The organism is Verrucomicrobiota bacterium (assembly GCA_027622555.1).
Classification (GTDB): Bacteria; Verrucomicrobiota; Verrucomicrobiia; order Opitutales; family UBA2995; genus UBA2995.
This window is the reverse complement of record JAQBYJ010000031.1, coordinates 1-21,791: the sequence shown is the minus strand read 5'-3', so window position 1 is coordinate 21,791 and position 21,791 is coordinate 1. Positions and strand designations below refer to the sequence as shown.

The 21,791-nt window shown below is 47.1% G+C and carries 18 protein-coding genes; 9 read left to right on the top strand and 9 right to left on the bottom strand.

The window, feature by feature from the left end:
• Positions 1-10 precede the first annotated feature (10 nt).
• The 5 genes from O3C43_10275 to O3C43_10255 all read right to left on the bottom strand — a co-directional run bounded on the left by O3C43_10275 (position 11) and on the right by O3C43_10255 (position 8,758).
• The gene (locus tag O3C43_10275; GenBank protein MDA1066879.1) at positions 11-949 is read right to left on the bottom strand and encodes a hypothetical protein; all 939 of its coding nucleotides are present in this window, start codon (positions 947-949) and stop codon (positions 11-13) included.
• Positions 950-1,035: 86 nt separating this feature from the next.
• Positions 1,036-1,884 carry a hypothetical protein gene (locus O3C43_10270; protein ID MDA1066878.1) on the bottom strand — a complete coding sequence of 283 codons (849 nt, stop codon included), beginning with the start codon at positions 1,882-1,884 and terminating at the stop codon, positions 1,036-1,038.
• A 479-nt stretch (positions 1,885-2,363) separates the two neighbouring features.
• Complete coding sequence (locus O3C43_10265; protein MDA1066877.1) at positions 2,364-4,958, bottom strand: hypothetical protein; 2,595 nt, start codon at positions 4,956-4,958, stop codon at positions 2,364-2,366.
• 46 nt (positions 4,959-5,004) lie between these two features.
• Positions 5,005-5,238, bottom strand: coding sequence for a hypothetical protein (locus tag O3C43_10260; protein MDA1066876.1), 234 nt, complete (start codon positions 5,236-5,238; stop codon positions 5,005-5,007).
• A 307-nt stretch (positions 5,239-5,545) separates the two neighbouring features.
• Positions 5,546-8,758: a hypothetical protein gene (locus tag O3C43_10255; GenBank protein ID MDA1066875.1), complete on the bottom strand. Its 3,213-nt coding sequence runs from the start codon at positions 8,756-8,758 to the stop codon at positions 5,546-5,548.
• 658 nt (positions 8,759-9,416) lie between these two features.
• Here O3C43_10255 and O3C43_10250 point away from each other — a divergent pair.
• Complete coding sequence (locus tag O3C43_10250) at positions 9,417-11,060, top strand: agmatine deiminase family protein (protein MDA1066874.1); 1,644 nt, start codon at positions 9,417-9,419, stop codon at positions 11,058-11,060.
• 57 nt (positions 11,061-11,117) lie between these two features.
• Here the strand turns inward: O3C43_10250 and O3C43_10245 are convergent, their stop codons facing one another.
• From O3C43_10245 to O3C43_10235, 3 genes are all read right to left on the bottom strand, one after another.
• The gene (locus tag O3C43_10245; GenBank protein ID MDA1066873.1) at positions 11,118-11,687 is read right to left on the bottom strand and encodes a DUF4252 domain-containing protein; all 570 of its coding nucleotides are present in this window, start codon (positions 11,685-11,687) and stop codon (positions 11,118-11,120) included.
• A gap of 1 nt (position 11,688) precedes the next feature.
• Positions 11,689-12,249, bottom strand: a complete 561-nt coding sequence (locus O3C43_10240) for a DUF4252 domain-containing protein (GenBank protein ID MDA1066872.1) — start codon at positions 12,247-12,249, stop codon at positions 11,689-11,691.
• Positions 12,250-12,346: 97 nt separating this feature from the next.
• Complete coding sequence (locus tag O3C43_10235; protein MDA1066871.1) at positions 12,347-12,841, bottom strand: dihydrofolate reductase; 495 nt, start codon at positions 12,839-12,841, stop codon at positions 12,347-12,349.
• Positions 12,842-12,963: 122 nt separating this feature from the next.
• Here O3C43_10235 and O3C43_10230 point away from each other — a divergent pair, with 122 nt between their 5' ends.
• The 8 genes from O3C43_10230 (at position 12,964) to hrpB (ending at position 21,270) form a co-directional block, all read left to right on the top strand.
• On the top strand, positions 12,964-13,524 hold the full coding sequence (locus O3C43_10230) for an RNA polymerase sigma factor (GenBank protein ID MDA1066870.1): 561 nt from the start codon (positions 12,964-12,966) through the stop codon (positions 13,522-13,524).
• A 13-nt stretch (positions 13,525-13,537) separates the two neighbouring features.
• A complete protein-coding gene (locus O3C43_10225) occupies positions 13,538-13,978 on the top strand; it encodes a hypothetical protein (protein MDA1066869.1) in 441 nt (146 codons plus the stop codon).
• Positions 13,975-14,298: a YbjQ family protein gene (locus tag O3C43_10220; GenBank protein ID MDA1066868.1), complete on the top strand. Its 324-nt coding sequence runs from the start codon at positions 13,975-13,977 to the stop codon at positions 14,296-14,298. Before O3C43_10225 ends, O3C43_10220 begins: the two co-directional genes overlap by 4 nt.
• Before the next feature lie 218 nt (positions 14,299-14,516).
• The gene (locus tag O3C43_10215; GenBank protein MDA1066867.1) at positions 14,517-15,047 is read left to right on the top strand and encodes a DinB family protein; all 531 of its coding nucleotides are present in this window, start codon (positions 14,517-14,519) and stop codon (positions 15,045-15,047) included.
• A complete protein-coding gene (locus tag O3C43_10210) occupies positions 15,035-15,763 on the top strand; it encodes an NRDE family protein (protein ID MDA1066866.1) in 729 nt (242 codons plus the stop codon). The genes O3C43_10215 and O3C43_10210 overlap by 13 nt, the downstream gene beginning before the upstream one ends.
• 2 nt (positions 15,764-15,765) lie before the next feature.
• Entirely contained in the window at positions 15,766-18,375 is a 2,610-nt protein-coding gene (locus O3C43_10205; protein MDA1066865.1) for an alpha/beta fold hydrolase, read from the top strand.
• 40 nt (positions 18,376-18,415) lie between these two features.
• Positions 18,416-18,748, top strand: coding sequence for a cupin domain-containing protein (locus O3C43_10200; GenBank protein MDA1066864.1), 333 nt, complete (start codon positions 18,416-18,418; stop codon positions 18,746-18,748).
• Positions 18,745-21,270, top strand: a complete 2,526-nt coding sequence (gene hrpB / locus O3C43_10195; protein MDA1066863.1) for an ATP-dependent helicase HrpB — start codon at positions 18,745-18,747, stop codon at positions 21,268-21,270. Before O3C43_10200 ends, hrpB begins: the two co-directional genes overlap by 4 nt.
• Before the next feature lie 49 nt (positions 21,271-21,319).
• On the opposite strand, the gene O3C43_10190 is transcribed toward hrpB, so the two are convergent.
• Positions 21,320-21,703: a VOC family protein gene (locus O3C43_10190; GenBank protein MDA1066862.1), complete on the bottom strand. Its 384-nt coding sequence runs from the start codon at positions 21,701-21,703 to the stop codon at positions 21,320-21,322.
• Positions 21,704-21,791 lie beyond the last annotated feature (88 nt).

Below are 21,791 nucleotides of genomic sequence, written 5' to 3'. Positions count from 1 at the left end.
TTCCCCGCGTTTAGTTCGCCGGTTCAGGGTCATCATCTGAAATGACTTCGATGTCGCCCATCTGCACTTCGAATTCATCTGAAGCACGTCTGTTCTGCATCCCCTTCATATTCATACCGAAAAAGTGGCTGGCCACCGTGTTCAGCTCGGCAATGGCTTCATCAAACGGTTGTCCGATGGCCCGCATGCTGTAACGCGTAGTCCACATCACCTTCTTCTCACCCTTTCGGTAGGAAGGAAGATCGAAGGCAATTAAGTAGATAAAATAGCGTTCCTCATTCACCATGTCCTCGAACTCGAAAACCTGTTGGGTGGTAGCGCTGTCGTTGAACAACTCTTCCATTCCAAGCAATTTCGCTTTGTAGATCTTATCCATTTGTCCAGCTTCGTTCATGGCCTGAATGTTTTCAAAATCGGCAGCAAAGGCGTCTGCGGCTTCAAACTCATCTAGGCCTTCTTCGCTGGAGACACCAAATCCCAGGTCATCCAGAGAATCGATCCCCATCAGTTCCTGATAATCTGCGTCGTAATCAGTAGCTCCATAGTTGATAACAATCAACAAATCACCCTTATCGTCATCGGGCTCGGAATAAAAACCCTGACGCTTTAAATTTGCGGCGAGGTTTTCGGCAATATCCATAAAGGTGACACCATCCATGCTTTTGTCAGCCGTGTTTCCGCCGAAGTACTTCCCTTGTGTGACATGATAGGTCTGAATCTTTTTGGATCCGCTACCAGCCCTAGTTTTAGAAAATTCAGGAGTGGCGATGGACTTAACTGCAACGCGGTTTTCTTTTGCCGAAGCCCACACAGCGCTGACAATCAGTAAGCAGGCTCCCACGATGAAAGTTTTCTTAAAATGAGCTATCATGACGTTCTTTATGGATTTAAAGCGTTTGGGCGATAACGTGAAAACGGCTGAATAGGTTACGACCAGGGGAAAGGACAACGGGGTTTAAATTGACTATTTTTTTGAAGCAATACTCGATTCGGCCGCAATTTTGGAGGAATTTAAATTCGAGAGCTATGCGGGATTTAATTAGTTGAAATATTTATTACTTCAACCTCTCCAAGCTTCACATCTGAATCGTCGGTTGAGCGCTTTAGATTCACTCCTTTACGATTTTGACCAAAATATTCACCAGCCACAAAATTCATCTCGGCGATGGACTGACCAAAGTTCTTGCCCTTGGCACTCATGCTGTAACGAGTTGACCACAATAGCTTTTTCTCTCCCTTTCGGTAGGCGGGTAAATCGAATGCCTGCATAACAATAAAAAAGCGCTCCTGCTCGAGAATCTGCCGCATTTCATGGACTTGCATGTCCGTCGCGGACGAAGAGAAGAGCTCTTCCATCCCTAGCAAACGGGCCTTGTGACCCAACGCTTGGGCTGCGCCATCATTGACCGACTGCATATCGAACAGCTGGCTCTGAAATGCTTCCCGAAAAGAAGCTTCAAACAATGGATCATTGCTTTCAACCGCTCCGTAACCGAAATCATCTATGGAATCTATGGAATTTAGCTCCATATAGTCCGCATCGTAATCTGTGACACCGTAATGAACCAAAATCAGCAAATCTCCTTTTTCCTGATTGGTTTCAGAGAAGAAACTATTCTTTTTCAGGTTATGGGCCAGGTCTTGAGCGATATCCATGAAACTGATCTCTTCCATACTGGGGCGGGCCGTATTCCCGGGGAAATACTTACCTTCCATTATGTGATAGGTTTGCACTTTTGACTCTCCTCGAGCTCGATCTAGAGTGTATTCTTCCGTTGCAACTGCTTTAACTGCCACTCGATCGTTTTTCGCTTGAATCAGACTGGTAGATAGGAAAATCGCCAAAAAGAAAAGAAGGGCTGAAATTCGGGAGTATGCTTTCATGATGATTCTTCGGTATCAAAGGGTTTTGGATGACAACGTAATTAGATGTATCAAAGTTAAAAGGAAATGGGAATCCCCAATTTCCTCAGTTAGTGCGGTCCTAGACATCAGGATGTAATGTATGCTGATAGACATTACATCTGCAGACCATGGATGGATTAGTTGGTTTCCTCCTAAATGACCGCGATACCATCAACTCACACAATTGAGTTTAGCCAATTCTACAAGTGGGCGACTAGCGCAAAAATCCCAGGAAATAATAAATTCCCGGTCGTCGTTTCCCGTTCCGAATGCTTCAGACATTCAGATAGGGGCTAACCAACCGGACTCATCACTAAACATCTTTCAGAATGAGTTAAGGCTCCAATTGGTGAGGCCTGAGAAGGATAAATGTCTATTCACAAAACAAACGCACCACCCCGGGAGAGGTGGTGCGAAGTTTTGAATAAACTCTAACAAACCACTAAGTGATCCAAGAACTAGAAGTCATAGGTAACGGTGAATCGATACTCACGTGGTGTTTGTAAGTCAAAGCGGGCATAGGCAGGACCTCCGCTACTATGACCTCCAGGGACTATATAGTCTAAATTACCATCAATCGCCAGACGACTTGGAATGATTTTTCTATCATTCAAGGCGTTTTGAACGTTTAACTGAAAAGTCCAACGACCATCGCCACCGAAGAAAGCACCTCTGGCGGTACGGTAACGCAATCCTAAGTCGGCAATGCTGAAAGGCTCGCCTTCAAACTCGACGCCATTTTCTTCACCGATGATGTTCGCACTCTGCCAGCGGTAACCACTAATAAAGGACCAACCTTTTAGGAACCCTTCCTTAAAATCGTAGGTAGAAAAGATATTCACACGATAAGGACGAAGCCCCCAGCGTTTCTCAGCGGTTTCGATGTTATCGTTGACGTTATCAACCAGGTTAAAAAGCTCCTCTGCGATACTATCCGTAACCTCGGGAGTATTACTGATGGTCTGGCCCTCAGGTAATTGGGATTCCAAAGCCAGGAATTCGGAAATAACCTTCCCGGACTCGTAAGCGCCAGGATTGTCAACAATGTAAGAGACAATAGTGTCTCCTGGTTCAGCATCTGGGTCTGGGTCCTGAATCTCGGCTTCCCTAACTCCCTGAACCAAACGACCATCGGCATCTTTAGTAAGTCCAAGAAAGTCAATGGCTTTACTAAACGAATTGGATACAATCCGGTCGGTTTTGGAAGCGTTGAGCTGCAAGCGCCAATTATCTGTGATGTTGGCAGTGATCCGTAACTCGTAACCATCGGACACATTGTCCCGGAATCGACCATTCACCTCAGGTCTTAACTCCGCTCTACGAGCCAGCAATGCATCTGCCGCGGCCGTACCCTCAAAAGCGTCCAGGTAGGCTCCATAGATGGCTTCCATTGGGGCAGAAGCTTGACTACCGCCAACAACCTCCTGAATAGCCTCGGTTTCATAGTAGACGAGACGACCACTTATGCGGTTATTCAACATGGAAAAATCTATTCCAAAATCGCTACCATCTCCACTCGGAGGAGGTGAGGTTGAACCGTCCGGAAAAACCGTCCGACGAAAGTCGGGAATACCAATGTTACTTCCTGTGTTAGCAACCAGGGAAAAATTGTCGGTCAAATGAAATACGGCTCCAGAGGTACGGACAGTTCCACTAAAGTCAGTTTGTGGTGCCCCTGGGATAGTATTATCATCTGAGGGAGTATCCACTCCTATGTCTAGGTCAGGAATCCATCCAATTACAGGGTCCCTAAAATGACCCGCACGGTCAATCGTTACGTCGTCTTTCCGGTAGCCAAAGGTAAAAACCAAACGATCATCCCAAAAGTGACTCTGAGATACGGCCATCTTTGATTCCGTCACCTGGTTAATCAAAAAGTTGATGTTTCCGGGCTGATCTTCAGCCCAGATCACCGGGTAGGATGTTTGCACCCCCGGTGTAAAACGGTCGGTAGTAATCGTCGAGGGAACATTCCTCCAACTACCAGCTTTCCAAGTAGACCGGTCATCCCAATCAAAATAATTCCGCACCGTTACGCGATTATCAGCATGCAGGTACTGGGAATTTGAGTAGGTGTTACCCTGTGTATCCAAAAAGTTTCCTCGTCCAGCAGGATTACCTCCCAAGGCCAACCAGGTATTACCTCGACGTTGGTTTTCATCCACTTCCGAAGCGGCGACGGCAATGCGATGACGTCCAAAAATGTTGCTACCCGTATCAATATTATAGGAAGTCGACGCACGAATCTCTTCATAGTCGGAGATGTTTTTATCACGACGATAATCCCCGTCAAAATACGGGCGTCCCACATAGGGATTAGGAGTTGCGTAGGGATCAACCACATCCTGAACCACATTAGGATCCCAACGCAGCTTCGGCCGGCTACCCTGAATCTGAGGCACATCGATGTCGGCTGCCTGTTTGCCAAACTGTATGTTGAAAAACCAGTTATCTGTGATCTGAACATCCAGAAACGCGGAATACATATCAAAATCCGTTTCACGATAAAAATCAGGGCCACCAGGATTGTAATGATATGGCAAAATGCTTTGATCGTTTATCCGATGGGCGCGGTCTCCCAATCCCGGGGAACCGTCCGGGTGACGCACTCTTTCTTCATCGTAACCAACCGTATTATAACTACCTGACAGATTGTGAAACGATCCGTCATTTTCGATAAAGGTAAAACGGTTTTGGCCGTTAGCAGCTGTAAACCCACGAGGATTTCCATCTCTGGCACCTACACCAACAGCTCGCTTGGCATTGTTGATTGCTGCACCCTGGCCATTGCCCCTGTAGGGACTACCGATAATATCGAGGATGCCGTCTAATCCGATAGCGTTCAGGTTATCCAAGAAAGGCAATCCTCTGTCTACGATCGGACTTTGCTGAATCGAGGTGCGGTGTTCGAAACCGTCTTCGTAATTGGCGCGGAATGTAATTTTTTCAGTAGGTCGCCAGGTGATCGCAGCATAGTAACGTTCCTTGTCCTGGGAAATCCAATCTCTCCAGTGGCCGTTGTCCTGATTGAGCGCTGCTACTACAATAGCCAATTTATCTTCTATGAGAACTTTGTTATAGCGAAAAGAGGCTCGATCCCTACTGGAAGTACCGAAGCTGTATTGGATCCGTCCGCAGGCTTGAGTTAAAGCGTGTCCCAGAGAGGGTGTTGGTGGCTAAGTAGCCCAAATCCGTAGACTCGTCGACTTCGAACGGGTTAAGGTCGTATACCTCCTTGTCATCTGTGCGACTGGACGTGGTTTCTTGAGCGAATCCACCTAAGGCGAAGGTAAACAGCGGGCACAGCAGTGCATAGATAAAGCGTCTTTTCATAGTAGTAGTAATTATAGTGATGTTCCGGGCTAACGATTTAGTAACCCTGGAACTGGTTTGTGTGGGGTTGTAGAAGAAATTTTAATATACAATCGAAGGTAAAAGTACGGCAAGCATCTTTTGCCCAGAATGTCCATTCCCCCCATTTTTAGGGAGAAATCTGGTAGATATAACTTAAACGAACGGTTAGAAGAACTTTTTTTATTCGGCAATTAATTACCCGTTTGCGACTACCCTCACACTGAAATCAAACAGCATAATTTCTTAAACCTCATACTCAGGATACACCGTTCTGATGATTGAAGACCTAGAACTCGTAAGATACGGTAAACCGATACTCGCGAGGTTCTGGTAAATCAAACCGGGCATAAGCGGGGCCTCCACGACCACCCGGGACTTCGTAGTCCAAATTACCATCAATGGCCAAACGACCTGGAATGATATTCCTGTTATCAAACAGATTGCTAATGTTCATCTGGAAGGTCCAACGGCCATCACCCAAAAATCCTCCTTTATTCCTGGCCGTCCGGTAGCGAAGAAACATATCACCGTATGAAATCGGCTCGCCTTCGAACTCCACACCATTTTCTTCACCAATAATGTTGGCACTTGACCAGCGATACCCTCCTCCAACGGTCCAGCCCTTCAACTTTCCATCCTTGAAATCGTAGGCGGTGAAGACATTTACCCGGTACGGCCGAAGGCCCCAACGCTTTTCATCCGTCTCACGGCGGTCATTGAGCGAATCGACCAGGCCCCAAATCTCACCGGCAATGCTGTTTTCAACGCTAGGAAAAGTGCTAATGGTCTGTCCTTCAGGAAGCTGACTCCCGAGTTCAAGAAACTTAGAAATGACTCCGCCCGATGCATAAGCACCCGCATCCGAAACAACGTATCCGACAAGGGTTTCCCCTTCGTTTTCAGGATCGGGAAAACTGGTTTCTGTGGCACCTTGAATAAATCGAAGGTCCGCTCCTTCCGTTAATCCCAAGAAATCAGCAGCTACGCTGTAAGATTGCGTTACTGTGCGGTCGGTTTTGGAGGCATTGAATGTCAAACGCCAATTATCCGTGAAATTGGCTGTGAGGCTTAATTCAAATCCGTCCGAAACATTGTCCCGGAAATACCCGTTCACCTCCGGTCTGAGCTCTTGTCTTCTACTCAACAATGAACTCAAGGCGGTAGGATTATTCACAAACCCCAACTCATAGGCCGAATAAATGGCCTCCATCGGACCCGAAGCCTGGCTGCCTCCGACTACTTCCTGTTTGGAATTCGTTTCGTAGTAAACAAACCTACCATTGATCATGCCCTCAAAAAGATTGAATGAAATTCCGAAATCCTTACCATCTCCATCCGGTGGCGGTGAGGTGGCACCAACCGGGAATACCGTGCGCCTAAAGTCCGGGATTCCGATATTCGTTGCCTCATTAGCCACCAGGGAAAAGTTATTTGTAATATGAAAAACTGCTCCGGTGGTTCGTACGTCGGCATCGAATTCAGTCTGCGGTGAACCCGGAATGACATCAGCAGTGGAAGGAGTATCAGGCTTGATTGCCAAATCAGGAATCCAACCGATAACCGGATCCCTTCTGTGACCAGCACGATCGATAAGCACCTTGTCTTTCCGGAAACCCAAGGTTAGGACAAAACGGTCATCCCAAAAGTGACTTTGAGAAACAGCCATTTGCGATTCTGTTTTTTGACCAATCTTATAATTGATATTTCCCGGGGTGTCCTCTGCCCAAATGACAGGATATTCGGTAGGTGAGCCTGTAAAACGATCTGTAGTGATCGTTGCAGGAAGGTTTTTCCAGGTTCCGGCCTTCCAGGTACTGAAATCATCGGGGTCAAAATAATTCCGAACAGTCACCCGATTGTCAGCATGAAGGTAACTAGAGTTGGCATATTGATTACCAAACTGGTCCGTAAAGGTGCCTCGCGCAGCAGGATTACCACCGAGGGCCAGCCAAGTATTTCCCCTATGGGAGGTTTCATCAACCTCCGAGGCGGCTATAGCGACGCGGTGACGCCCAAACATTCTACCCAAATCGAGGGTGTAGGAGGTCGATACACGAATTTCGTCATACTCGGAAATATTTTTGTCCCTACGATAATCTCCATCAAAGAAGAAACGTCCGACATAGGGATTAGGGACATCCGCCTTACCGGAAACACCACTGATACCTTGGGTTGTGTTCGGGTCCGCACGGTATTCCGGTCTGGTTCCTTGGAGCTGGGGCACATCAATGTCGGCAAACTGATGGCCATATTGGATATTGAAAAACCAATTATCCGTTATCTGGATATCCGCGAATAATGAATAACTGTCAAAATCCGTTTCACGGTAAAAATCCGGACCACCGGGATTGAGGTGGTAAGGCAAGAAACTCTTGTCGTTGATACGGTGGGGACGATCTCCCAAGCCAGGGGAGCCATCCGGATGCCGTACCCGTTCATCATCATAACCTCCAGTGGTGTAGGTGCCAACGGCGTTGAAAAAAGTGCCATCGTTTTCAATATACGTGAACCGGTTCGCACCCTGTGGCCTGAATCCCGAAGGATTCCCATCCGCGCCAGTTACTCCAACCAATCGCTGGGCGGCAGTAACCTGGGTCGCCTTATTGCCCCTAAGGGTTGGCTTGAAAGTAACGGCAGACAACCCAGACGCCAAAAAGTTGTCATACCAGGGTAACACCATGTCAGTAACGGTACTTGGTTGCAGGGATGTCCGGTGGTCCCACCCGTCCTCAAAATTGGCTCGTAAAGTAATCTTCTCAGTGGGTCGCCAGGTCAAAGCCCCGTAAACTCGTTCCTTGTCCTGCGAAACCCAATCACGCCAGTGTCCGTTATCCTGATATACTCCCGCCACGAGGATGGCCAACTTGTCCTCAATGATGACCTTGTTATAATTGAATTCAGCCCGGTCACGGCTGAATGAACCGAAACGATACTGAAACTCTCCACTGTCCTGGTAAGTGTTCGCGACGCGGGAAGTTTGGTTGATAATACCTCCCGCAGCACTCACCCCGAATAGCACCCCGTTGGGACCACGGGAATCATCGTAACGTCCAATCTTATAAGAATCATCGGGTGTAATAGCCTTGAAATAATCGATGCCACGAGTGGATTCCACACCGCGGGTGCGGATTCTTTGCGTAACGGCCGTTGCATTGGTGAATACATTAAACCCGCCACCAGCCCCATCCTGATCGTTGGTATCGAGCACCGTATTCAAGGAGTAATCAATCAGCTCGTCGATTTCAGTGAGACCGGTATCTTCAATGAACTCCTTCGTCCAAACGGAGACCGAAGCTGAAGTATCCCGAAGACTGGAATTGAAGCGAGTCCCTGACAGGGTATTGGTCGCGGTGTAACCTAAATCACTCGATTCATCGACATTGAAAGGGTTAAGTTCGAAAACCTCCTTGTCCTGCTCGTCGTCATCCTGGGCTTGAGCGAGTGGAATTAACAAACCGAGGGAAATTGGGCACAATAGTATAAGAAGTCGTTTAATCATTTGTTTAAGCTTTGGGTTATAGATGTAATTGATTGAATTGCTACAGTGTTCAGTATATTCGTCATCCAATGGGAAGCGCCTATAGGTTATAAACTATAAACTAACAGTTGGTGTCAGAAACCGTTAGCAATCTCGTTCCAATCTCTGTCAGTTCTGTCCGAGGAGCTGGAATTCAATCTGCTGAATTTGTTGATGAGATACCGATAAAAAAGCAACCTTTTTTGTGTCCCCATTTTTACATTTTTTGATGATAATTAGGAGTCAGTCCGACGGACTTTCCCACTTTAGGGTTGAACCCATCGAAAACTGTCCGCGAACGATGTTGTTGCCTCGACAATCAGGTAGGCTTGGACAGTATAAATTAACGCGTCCGAAACGACTCACTGAGCACCACTTCAACCAGCAAGTCCTGAAACCCGAGTCCCTTGTCCGAAGCTTTGAAAACGATCTTGGCGACCTCTCACGGTCGCCAAAACCCAACGATCGACCTGTTCCATGACCTAGTAGCTTTTAAGTCAGACAATGAGCTAAAATGTCAATGTTTCCGAGGATGTAACAATAATTTTTCTATCAACCGGCGGATAAGTGGTTAATTTATTGTCACCAACTTGGTTCATCCCACGTTCCTATGTTTGAACAGTTTTCCGTTTCACTCAAAATGAAATCCACCTTCGCTCTCAGCCTGGTTTTGTTAATTACTCTTTCTGCCACCATCCCAAGCTCCTTGCCAGGTCAGGCGTCAAATTCAAAGGATACAGATTGGCCTGGCCACATCTCCTTAATAAACCAGACTTTGCCTGATTTTTTTGGCCCCCAAAGTCTTCCCATGAGGCCTGTGCCTATCGAAAGAGCCATTGCAGAATGGGAAACGACCCGCGCAGTATTGGTAAGCATGCCCTTGGCAGCTACCTTGAGTAATCCTCCATTTTTTGACTATTATCTGGCCCTGATCAAAGCAGCCGTGAGCTACGTGGATGTTGGTATCTTGCACGGCGTATCCGATGCAAAAACGGTCGATCGCTTTATAAAACGATTGGAGGATGAAGGGTTCACGGGGGATGAACTTGCAAACATTCATTTCATAGAGAGCCAGGCGTCTGATTTTTGGATCAGGGACTATGGTCCTGTATTCGGACTTGGCCCTGGTGGTGGTCTGGTGGTTTTCGACAATATGTACCGCCCCCTGGAACCGGAGCTGGAAACGTGGAATCAGGCTCCGATGTCCATCGATTCACCCTCTTTGACCCAGGATCACAAAGGATTTGAGAACTATAAAAACGAAAAGCGACGATTGGAGACATCACCGCTGTATATTTCCAAATTCATCCGACAAACTTACAATTATTCAAGTGTGCTGGTGCGACCTCCACTTCACTTACAGGGAGGAGACTACATAACCGACGGAAACGGCAGATTTTATATTTCAGAGGATACGATTCTAGCCAATGCCGACGACAGGGAAACCGTCGAAAAGGTGTTTAGGGATTATTACGGTGCAGACGAGTTGTTTGTCCTCAAATCGTTTCCAGGCATAGCTGCAAAACATTTGGATTTGCTGATGAAACTTGTAGACGAAAACACGATAATTTTCGCTGCCCCTCCCGTTACCACAAACGGAACGAGCAGGCATAACCGCCGTTTATATGCGGAGATCGCGGCTATCCAAAAGTCCAACGAAGCATACCTCAGAAAATATCATCCAAATTGCAAAATTCTACATGCGCCGATACTGCCTCTGTTATCAGAAGATTTTGATACCATACTGAATAAAATTCGGGCGCAAATATTTGCCTATGTTTGCGATGAACTCGGCATTAGTTACCTAACCTATCACCAATTGAGCAGGAATCATCCAGACAGGTTAGAGATCAAAAAAATAGTGGCAGATTATTTGGACAAGCAGTTTCAAAAGCCCATCGATTTGATAAAACATGCTGACCTCGATCTTGTGACTCGTACCTACATGAACGCAGATCTGAATACGCTGATGGATACCAATACAGATCTGAAAACCATTTTTCGGTCCTATTTGAACAGCCTTTTCATTAAAAACAAAGAAGGCGAAACCGCGTGGTTGTTGCCGCGCTACCGAGCTCGAAATGGAGAATCAGCCGAGGACATTGAAAGCCATGAGAAAACGGTCGAGAAACTGTATCGATCTTTAAATCCAGAGGCTAAAATTCATTGGTTGGATTCCGATGTGATGGCTGAAACACTGGGTGCAATCCATTGCACCACTATTTCAATTCCTCATGTGAATTCTGAAAATAGCGCTGCCAAAAAGTTGAGGATTACGAATTAGACCTGTGGTCAACGTATATTAAAATCGTTGCCAGTAGTTTAACTAAAAAACACGTAGCTACAGCACCATTTCAACGGTGGAACCCTTCTGAAAGTTTGGCAGCTCGTGCCCATGATTCCGGAAAACGGCTTTGGCCAACTTCTCGAAATTTCCCTCTACTCGCACCAGCACCACTTCCTTTTTTTGCATTACTACGACGAAAAACTCTCGTGTGAGTTTATCACCTCCCAATGGGGCGTAAACCCCCACGCATTCGTTCTTTTCATGGACCAGAACTATAGGTTCAAATCCATGCGGTTCCATACCCAGACGAACGCGTTTACTAATTTCTTTGAATCGTCCTTTCAGAGAATCTTGAAGCTCATAGACACCAATATCGATTTTGCTTAGGTGGTCGATGTATTCACTCGCTTCTTTTGCTTCGGGTTCATTCAAAAATCCGGCAATGGTTCCCACCAGCCAAATGGGAGCGGCTCCCAGACTTAGCTCGAAATTCGTATTGAGTGTTTCGTTCCCGGAGAACAAAGCTGATTTAACGTCCTTAAATTGCGCGTCTGTCGGACCGCAACCCACGAAAAGGGCGGTGAGGACGGAGATCGCCCCCACTATTGAAAGAGTGCGTTTCATTCTAGCTCTTCTCCTTCAGCATTTTGCCGACCTCATCGAGCTCAGGTATGTTGAGCTGCTTTCCCAGATCTGCCAGAGCTTCAATGGCAACGTTGCCGACGACGTTGATAAATACCGCCTCGTCGCCGGAAGAGACACTTACGACGATTCCTGCAATCGCATCGTCCGAGGGCATGTTGGCGAACACAGCCACATTTTCATCTCCATCTTTAACGGTGACCAACTGTTCCCAATTTTTTTCAGTCAGGTTTTTAGCGATAGCGGAAACACTTTTGGCAAACTGCTCCCGATTCTCCTCGTTCACATCGTATACATGAACACGGACTAATTGGACGCTGCCAATAAGACCGGAGAGGTCCTCGTTTTGCGCTTCGATGATGGATGCGGCCAACTTGAGAAGCGGCCCTTTTAATTGGACCTCGACTTTGGAATCCTCAGCATGCACGCCGATATATTTTGAGAAGTCGATATAGCCAGGATTCGAATCAAACGACTCGATAGCTTGAGCGGGTACTGCCCACAGAAGGGCTGCGGCGCCGAATAGTGATATAAGTTTTTTCATGTTAGTTATTTTTAAGTGTTAAAATCCTTAAGATAACTAAGATACCCACCAATGGTCCGGGCAGTTGCAGGTTTTTTACTGAATCTTCGACTACCCTTTACTTAGCGCGGCCCAACACAAGGAAACTATAAGAGTAATCTGCATTTGAACTATCCCGTCTTTCCAGTTCGACTGTGAAATTGGAACGCCAGTCAGGGAAGTAGGCGACACCTTCTGCTTCGGTATGAACCTGAGTCAGGTATAATCGCTCGGCGTACTCCATTCCTTCCTGGTAGACGGTCGGGCCGCCACAAAGCCAAATCGGGCCCTCACCACCGAGGCCTTGAGCAAGCTCGATTGCCAGGGGCAGAGAAACTGCGGAGAGAACTGCGCCGGGCGAAAAATTGGGATCGCGGCTTAGGACAATGGTATCAGTGTCTGGAAATGCTCCACCCAGCTCTTCGAAACAGCGACGACCTTCGATCATGACGCCTCCTGTGACCTTTTCCTTCCAATAAGCGGTGTCCTCTGGAATCGACCACGGAAGTCCGCCTCCTTCTTTCCCAATGACCCGGTTCTCGGCGCAAGCCACTATCATATAGATCGGTTTCATAAGCAGCGACTAGAGCAGAGCCGGAGATACAAATGAAGGTTAATAATACCTCTTTTAAGAAAGTGCGGATTTTATTGAATAATACGCCCAGCTTGAGGTTTAAATGATAGCGCTATCTTAGCATGAACGAGTCAAAGGCCATTGAAATGTGTTTAAAGGATAAGGACCCCATTGGGTTCGAGTTCCTGGTTGAGCAGTATAAACGCGAAGCTTACTACCACGCACTTTCTTTCACGAACAGCAAAGAGGATGCGGCTGATGCCTGTCAGGATGCTTTCAGAAAAGCATTTGCTGCGATGCCCCGGCTCGCCTCGCTGGACAATTTTTACCCTTGGTTTTACCGCATCTTGAAAAACCATTGTATCAATATGTCGGCCAGAAAGCGCACGGCCAACAAATATCGACAAGCCACCATAGATGGCGAAATTCCGCAGGCTGATTCGGAAAATCCCTCCGAAGAACTTGTAAATAAAGAGACGCGTGAATCCATTCACGAGGTCCTCGAAACCCTAAACCCAACTTTTAAAGAAATACTCACCTTGAAATATTTTGGTGATAAAAGTTATGAGGAGATCGCTGAGTTACTGGAAATTCCACGCGGCACCGTTATGAGCCGCCTGTTTCACGCACGAAGTGCGTTTCGAGATGCCTTCAACGCAGCAGAAAAATCTTTTCCTAACTAGAGAGGTACATGTTATGCAAAAATCAGACGACGAAATCCAAGGCCTTTTGATGGGCCTGTTGGACGGAGAGCTGAACGCCGAAGAAGCCAATTACATTAGCGACTTGCTCCGTAAAAACGAACGTTGGAGGCATGAATATGACTCCCTTCTTGAAGCGCACACTACACTTCAAGGCCTGTCCTTTGAAGAACCGGGAGACAAAGTCTTGAGAGAACTTTGGAGAAGCCCCTACTCAAGATTTGCAAAAGAAGCAGCGATCTGGATGATTATAGGTGGTTATTCGATCCTGTTTTTTATTGGCCTTTATTCATTTTTCTTCAGCAATTCCGGAGGTTGGCAATTCAAGCTGCCCCTGGCGGCGATTGTGATTGGAGGCTTAACTTATTTAACGCTTATGATCCGCGAACGAATCGCGACCCACAAAGTTGATCCCTACAAGGAAGTTAAACGATGATTGCAGCTACAACAAATGACATACCGGGCAAAAAAATTGTCAGGGTTATAGGCATAGCCAGGGGCAATGCCATACGTGCCCGGCACCTGGGCAAAGACATTGGAGCATTTTTCAAAAACATGGTCGGAGGGGAAATTCACGAATACACAAAGCTGATGGCAGAGGTGCGCGAACAATCGATCGACCGTATGAAAGATGATGCGGAGCGCATGGGAGCCAACGCTGTCCTGGGTGTTCGCATGGCCACTTCCATGGTGATGGAAGGGGCAGCCGAAATGGTCGCATACGGCACCGCGGTTGTTATTGAAAACGAGGATTGACTGAAAGTCCCGGAATTAGGGCCAGGATTGGTGAATACAACCAAGGGCAATCCTTCTGCCTTCATTTAAAGAAATCACACAATCGTAAGTGAAGGCGGAAATTTTGACTACATTCATCCCTCAGGATAGGAAACGTCGATTGAAATCTTGATTAATCCCGGCGTTTACCTTCACTATGCTCATTTAAAAATCTGTCTTGGTGCCTAAGACCTGATTCAATGGAGATCATTATACAAGATACAATAGAATGTCTCAAGCAGGGTATTCAGCTCATGTCTTCTTTGAATGCTGAACTCTATACAAAGACTCAGGCCTGCCGTTACAACTCAACCATCGGTGGACATGTAAGGCACAACCTTGATCACTTTATCTGTTTGGAAGAAGGAGTCAAAACAGGCCGGGTAGACTACGATGCCAGACCCAGAAATGAGTTTCTCGAAACTAATCCTGACTACGCCGCAAACAAAATGGCGGAGCTGGTAGAATTTTTAAATTCACTGGCCACAAGCAATTTAGACCTACCATTAAAGGTTAAAATGGATAGCAACGCCAACCATGATGAAATTCAAAAATGGAGCGACTCCAGTTTACGCCGTGAATTGCAGTTTCTAATTAGCCACACCATACATCATTACGCACTGATAGTGACTTTGTGCTCAGCAGACAAGGTCGAGCCTCCGAACGATTTCGGTGTAGCCCCATCCACCTTGCGTTTTAGAAAATCTCTCGACGCTCAATGTGCACAGTAAGTTGGTGTATTCAAGATAACGGATACACATTGTTTTTTAACCGGGACGAAAGCCGGCAACGCGAACTGGCTCAGCCACCCAAGGAGGGAGAGTCGAAAGAAACAAAGTTTCTAAGTCCCAAAGATCCCCAGGGCGGTGGAACCTGGCTTCTGGTTAATGAACACGGAATCTCGATGGGGCTGCTCAACTACTACGATGCGGAAGTTTTCTACAAGCCTACTCATCCCCAATCGAGAGGGTATTTGCCCTTAAAGTTTTCAAACTGCAGCTCCTTGGCTGAGATTGAAATGGCATTAAATAAAGAGGATTTCTCTCCCTACCCTCCCTTGCACTTTCTCAGCATCGAAGCATCAGGCAAAGCCATGCTGCTAACCTGGGATGGTAAGGAAACATATTCGTCCTACCTTAAGGCAAGCGATCTGCCAATTTCGACTTCATCATTTAAAACGGATGAAGTCATTGCAGCCAGGAGAAGTCATTTCGCCAAAACCGTTGCCGAAGCTGAAGACCAAATTGGTGCTCTGGAAACGTTTCACATGAGCGCTCAACCGGAACCCTCGACACACTCGGCATTAATGACAAGGCCTGATGCCAGGACCATCAGCGTCTGTAGGATTGATGTGAGTGAATCGACGGTAAGCATGGACTATCGCGCAAGGCCAGACGATACGGTTCAGTTGAATCCTTCAATTATTGTGACCCTCCCACGTTCCTAAGTATGGGCGCTCAACAAAAACGCCGAAGGATCTTTTCACCCAAGTATCTAATCCTTGTATATGTCGTCGTTTTACTTGCTTCACACACGACACGACTATTTCAACCTGACCAGTTTCCCTATATCGAAGGGCAATCGTTTATTGAGATGCTCGAAATGGATGGCTCCAGGCCGCTCGGGAATAAGATAAGCCTTGCCTATCTCGATATCCCTGCCGATGAACCAAACTCACCCACGTTGGTGATCCTTCATGGAAGCCCGGTGGCATCGTCTTCCCTCCGATCAATCATTCGAAATCTGCGAGGGCAATTCAGGTTGATCGTTCCCGATCTTCCGGGTTTTGGCGGATCAAATAGAACCATTGAAGATTACTCGATATTGGCTCACGCATATTATTTGGATCAGTTGATGGTGGAGTTAGGCATCGAACAATTTCACCTGTCCGGCTACAGTATGGGTGGTGGTGTTTCGATCGAGTATATCCATGCATTTCCAGAAAAAGTTAAGTCATTGCAATTGGTATCTTCAATTGGGGTACAGGAACTTGAGCTACTCGGTGATTACTTTATCAACCACGCAATCCATGGAGCTCAACTGGCCGGGCTCTGGCTTCTGCAGGAATGCGTACCGCACTTTGGTTGGATGGATAATGCTATCCTCAATGTTCCCTATGGACGAAACTTCTTTGACACCGACCAGCGGAATCTACGGGATTACCTTGAAGAGGTAACCGTGCCAACGCTCATCCTGCATGCGGAGGATGACCCTTTGGTTCCCATCGAGGCAGCAGTGGAACATCACCGCATCATTCCGCAAAGTGAGTTAGCTCTGCTTCCTGGAAGCCATATGTTTATTATTTCAAAACCGGAACTAACGGGTCCACCTATGGCAGATTTCATTCGCCGTACAGAAGCTGGAACTGCTCTGAACAAAAGCCAAGCATCCTCAGTCAGAATAGCCGAAACAACACAGGTCTTTGAATACCGCCCACGATCCGCTGACGGGATTGGTCTGGTAGTTCTTTGGTTATTGCTAGCCGTGGCTACCTTCGTCAGTGAAGACCTAACTTCCATTAGTGCAGGGCTCATGGTGGCCAAGGGAGTCATTGGGTTTATTTCCGCTACTTCAGCATGCTTGGTGGGAATTTTTGTCGGCGACATGCTACTCTACCTGGCTGGCCGTTGGCTTGGAAAAGATTTCGTAAGACGTGCCCCTTTGAAATGGTTCGTGTCAGAAGCGGAAATGGTACGCAGCTCCCAGTGGTTTGAAAAACGAGGATTTTTTTTGATCTTCATAACGCGTTTTTTTCCCGGCACACGCTTGGCTACCTATTTTACCGCCGGCATTCTCGGGGTAAGTTTTCTGCGTTTCACAATCTACTTTCTCTTTGCCGCTATAATTTGGACACCCCTTCTTGTTGGAGTCAGTACGGTACTCGGTGGACACATGCTGGAATGGTTTGAAGTGTACCAACACTTCGCGCTCCCTGGGCTGCTCGGCGTTGTATTCTTATTGCTGACGCTGCTCAAGATTGTGGTGCCACTGTTTAGCCATCGCGGACGTAGATTGCTTAAAGGTAAATGGCTGCGTTTTTCACGCTGGGAATACTGGCCGCTTTGGAAATTTTATCCGCCCATCGTTATTTACGTAGCTTGGCTCGGCATAAAGCACCGTTGTTTTACTTGGTTTACGGCAACGAATCCAGGTATGCCGATGAGTGGATTAGTGTTAGAGTCCAAGCATGAAATTCTTACTGCCTTAACACCTGCCGGCTCGGTGATTCCCCGTTTCGCCTTGATTACTCAGTCGACTGAAATCGAAGTACGGTGCGCACGATTCAGGGAACAATTGCGCAAGCTAAATCTTCAGTTTCCAGTGGTTTTAAAACCTGACATAGGCGAACGAGGACTAGGCGTTGCAATCATTCATTCAGAGGAGGAAGCCGAAGCATACTTCGAAAAAAGTCAGGAGGACATAATCGTGCAGGAGTTCGTCGACGGACTTGAGTATGGGATTTTTTATTACAGGCTGCCCAATGAAGAAGCAGGTCATATTTTCTCAATAACAGACAAACGATTGAAAGCTGTTACCGGAGACGGGAAACAATCTTTGGAAGAACTGATACTGAACAACGAGCGTGCGTTGGCCATGGCTCCTTTTTTTACCAGGAAATATGTTAAGCGCCTATTTGAAATCCCGCCAAAGGGTGAGGAGATAAAATTAACCGAAATTGGTACGCACTCAAGAGGAAGCATCTTTCTTGATGGCACCCATTTACTAACTCCAAATCTGGAAGCCGAGATTGACCGGATATCAAAAACTTTTGATGGATTTTACTTTGGTCGATTCGATGTCAAAGTCCCGACTGTCGAGGACTTAAAAAAGGGTGAAAATATTCGCGTCCTCGAACTCAATGGAATCTCATCGGAAGCAACCTCGATTTATGATCCAAAGAATGGACTTTTCACCGCCTACAGGATTTTGTTCCAACAATGGAGAATTGCATCGGAGATCGTGAGGCTACACCGTGAGAATGGAATTCGACCAGCGACTTTTGCCCAGGTTTTCAGGCAATACCTTGATTATAGAAACAGAGAAAAAATAGAAATTTAAAATGATGCATACCGCCAGAGTAACCCCAGAAACAGAACCCATGATCACACCGACAGGGGAGATCATTCACGAACTTATCGGCCTTTATTCGGAGCCGAAAAATCCGCGCCACGGAGTTGCGCAAATCACGCTTCCGCCGGGAAAAGGTGCCGCCAAACATTATCACCCAAAGGCAGAGGAATCTTATTACATGATCTCAGGCACGGCTCAAATGATTTTAGGAGAAGAGCAATCGACCTTGGTCGCGGGAGACGCTGTTTTGATACCTACGGGCGTTCCTCACAAAATCTGGAATGAGTCGGACGAGGACGTACTTTTCCTGGCAATCTGTTTACCTTCGTGGGACCCTGAATGCTCGGTTTATCTCGAATGAGACTTCCGATTTTTGATATAGAAGAGGCGTTAATTTCCTCTGCTGGCCATAAGCGACAGATAATTCTTCAGGCACCTACTGGTTCGGGAAAATCAACTCAGATTCCCCAGATGCTTCTGGACAACGACTGTCTTGGAACCGGCCAATGCGTGGTTCTTCAGCCAAGACGTCTTGCCACAAGGTTACTCTCCAAACGCATTGCGGAAGAGAGAAATACCGAACTTGGGGGAGAAGTCGGTTACCAAATTCGTTTTGAAAATCGGACGTCGAAGAGCACGAGGATACGTCTGGTCACGGAAGGGGTTCTCGTTCGTCAGCTGTTGGGTGAGCCGGATTTGAATGGAATCTCCGCGTTGGTGTTTGATGAATTTCATGAAAGGCATATTGAGGGCGACATCGCCCTGGCATTGGCAAAACAACTACAGGCGACAAAACGGCCAGATTTACTTATTGTTGTCATGTCGGCTACGTTGGAAACGGGCATATTGAAAAATTACTTACCAGACAGTGATATCATCACGACAAAAGGACGTACTTTCCCGGTTGAGATATCCTACCAGCCACTGGGAACCGGCAACCAGAGACCCGTATGGGAAGCGGCTACCGAAGCCTTTAGAAAATGGAGCCAGGAATCGAAGTCAGGGGATGCGCTTATATTCATGCCGGGCGCATTTGAGATTCGTAAGACTATCGATCAATTGAAAAATGACCGCAGCACGCGAGGCTGGAAAGTCCTGCCCCTTTATGGAGATCTGTCGCCCGAACAGCAGGACGCCGCAGTAAATAAATATACCGAACGAAAGGTCATTGTGGCAACGAATGTTGCGGAAACTTCGATCACTATTGATGGCGTAACGGCTGTCATTGACTCCGGTTTGGTTCGTGCGGCGAATTTCGATCCACACCGAGGAATCAATACCCTGTTAATTGAAAAGATCAGTCGGGCTTCAGCCGATCAAAGGGCTGGTCGTGCCGGGCGAACAGAACCGGGGATTTGCATGCGACTCTGGTCAAAAACCGACCACGAAGTTCGCCAGGATCAGGAAGCGGCGGAAATTCATCGTATTGATCTCGCAGAGACCTTGCTGATGCTAACTGCAGCAGGAACTAAGGATTTAGAGCAATTCGATTGGATAGAAGCACCGACCGAAAAAAGCTACATCCGTGCACTTGAGCTGCTGAAAGATTTGGGCGCCTTGGAGCGCGAACATTTAAGGATCACACCTCTCGGGAAGCAAATGGTCTCCTTTCCTGCGCATCCACGTCACGCGCGGATGCTGATTACGGCCGATCAATATCATTGCGTTCCAGAAGTTTGCCTGGCGGTTGCATTAAGCCAGGGAAAGAGTCTCCTTTTACAATCCAAAGATAAACGAATAGATACCGAAAGGGAAAAGATTTGGGGCGAAGAAATCACCTCGGATTTGCAAGTGGAGATCCAAGCCTACCACTATGCGGAAGGCTACCGTTTCCAGACCGATGCTTGCAGGGCCATCGCAATCCACGCAGGTTCGGCCCGCCAGGCAGGACAAATAGGCCAACAACTCCTAAAGCTGGCAGAAAGGCAGGGACTGTCACTTGAGCAAAAGAACACCGATGGGACCGGACTCCGAAAATCCATATTAGCAGGGTTCAGCGATCAATTGGCAAAGCGTTTGGACAAAGGCACTCGTCTATGTGCTCTCGTCCACAATCGTCGAGGTGAACTTCACAGGAGCACAGTTGTTATCGAATCGCCTTTGATTGTGGCAATGGAGATTAACGAAATTCAAGGTAAGGATGTTTCGGTTCTTCTTGGACAAGTTTCCGCCGTGGAAGAGAGTTGGCTAGAAGAACTCTTTCCAGGTGATTTGAAAGAATCGGCAGAAGTCATATTCAACCCTGCAATTCGACGAGTCGAAGGACTAAGAACGAAAACGTTTCGAGATCTCGTACTCACCACTTCTCCGGACAAAGAACCACCTGAAGAAAAAGCGGCAGAGCTTCTGGCCCAAAAAGTTTATGACGGCACACTCACCTTAAAAAAGTGGGATAGTTCGGTCGAAAATTGGATCATGCGTCTCAACTTTCTTGCGAAGGCCATGCCGGAATTAGAGATGCCATCTATAAAGGACGAAGATCGTTTGACCTTGTTGGAACACATCTGCCTCGGCGGTCTCGGTTACAAGGATATAAAGGATCGCGATCCCTGGCCCACACTAAAAGCCTGGCTATCCACCGAACAAAAAGCAGCACTTGATTACTTCGCTCCAGAGCGCATCCAAATTTCCGAGAAGCGCAGCTGCAAAGTACGGTATTTGGAAGAAGGTTCACCGGTTATTGCGGCCAGAATACAGGAGCTCTATGATGTAAAAACTACCCCCTCGTTGGCCGATGGGAAAATCCCGTTAAGGCTGGAGATTCTTGCACCGAATCAGCGTCCCGTACAAATCACGGACAACCTAGAGACCTTCTGGACCTCCGCCTATCCGGCAATTAAGAAGGAGCTGGCAGGTCGGTATCCCAAACATGAGTGGCGATAAAAAAAGCCGCCAGAACATCCGACGGCTTGAATAAAACCAATGGTTTTAATTATTCGGTCGGTCCGGTCGTGTATTGAGCAAGACCGGTTACTGCTCCAGTTGGGTCAGCAATGACAGCAATACTGCCTGCCTCTCCAATAGATGTAACTGGTTGAACAACAGATCCACCCAATTCCTGAGCTTTGGCAACTGATGCTTCGATGTCGTTGACTGTTATAAACGGAACCCAGGCAGGGCCCGGTTGACCTTTTTCAAGAGCCATAATGCCGCCGAAGTTTTCGCCACCGCTCCCGAATACATGATAGCCGGGCATCGGTTCACCATTATTACTCCACCCTACCAGATCACTGTAAAACTGAAGTGCTGAGGTTGGTTCTGACGTTCCGAGCTGCATCCAGCCGATATCTCCGTGATTGTATCCATGCTTTCCCATAATGTTTTTTTATTTGAGGTTTAGGGCACTTTGAATAATCAGTTTTTCTTTAGTTGAGACAAATAAAAGTTCTTGGTGGATTCGGACA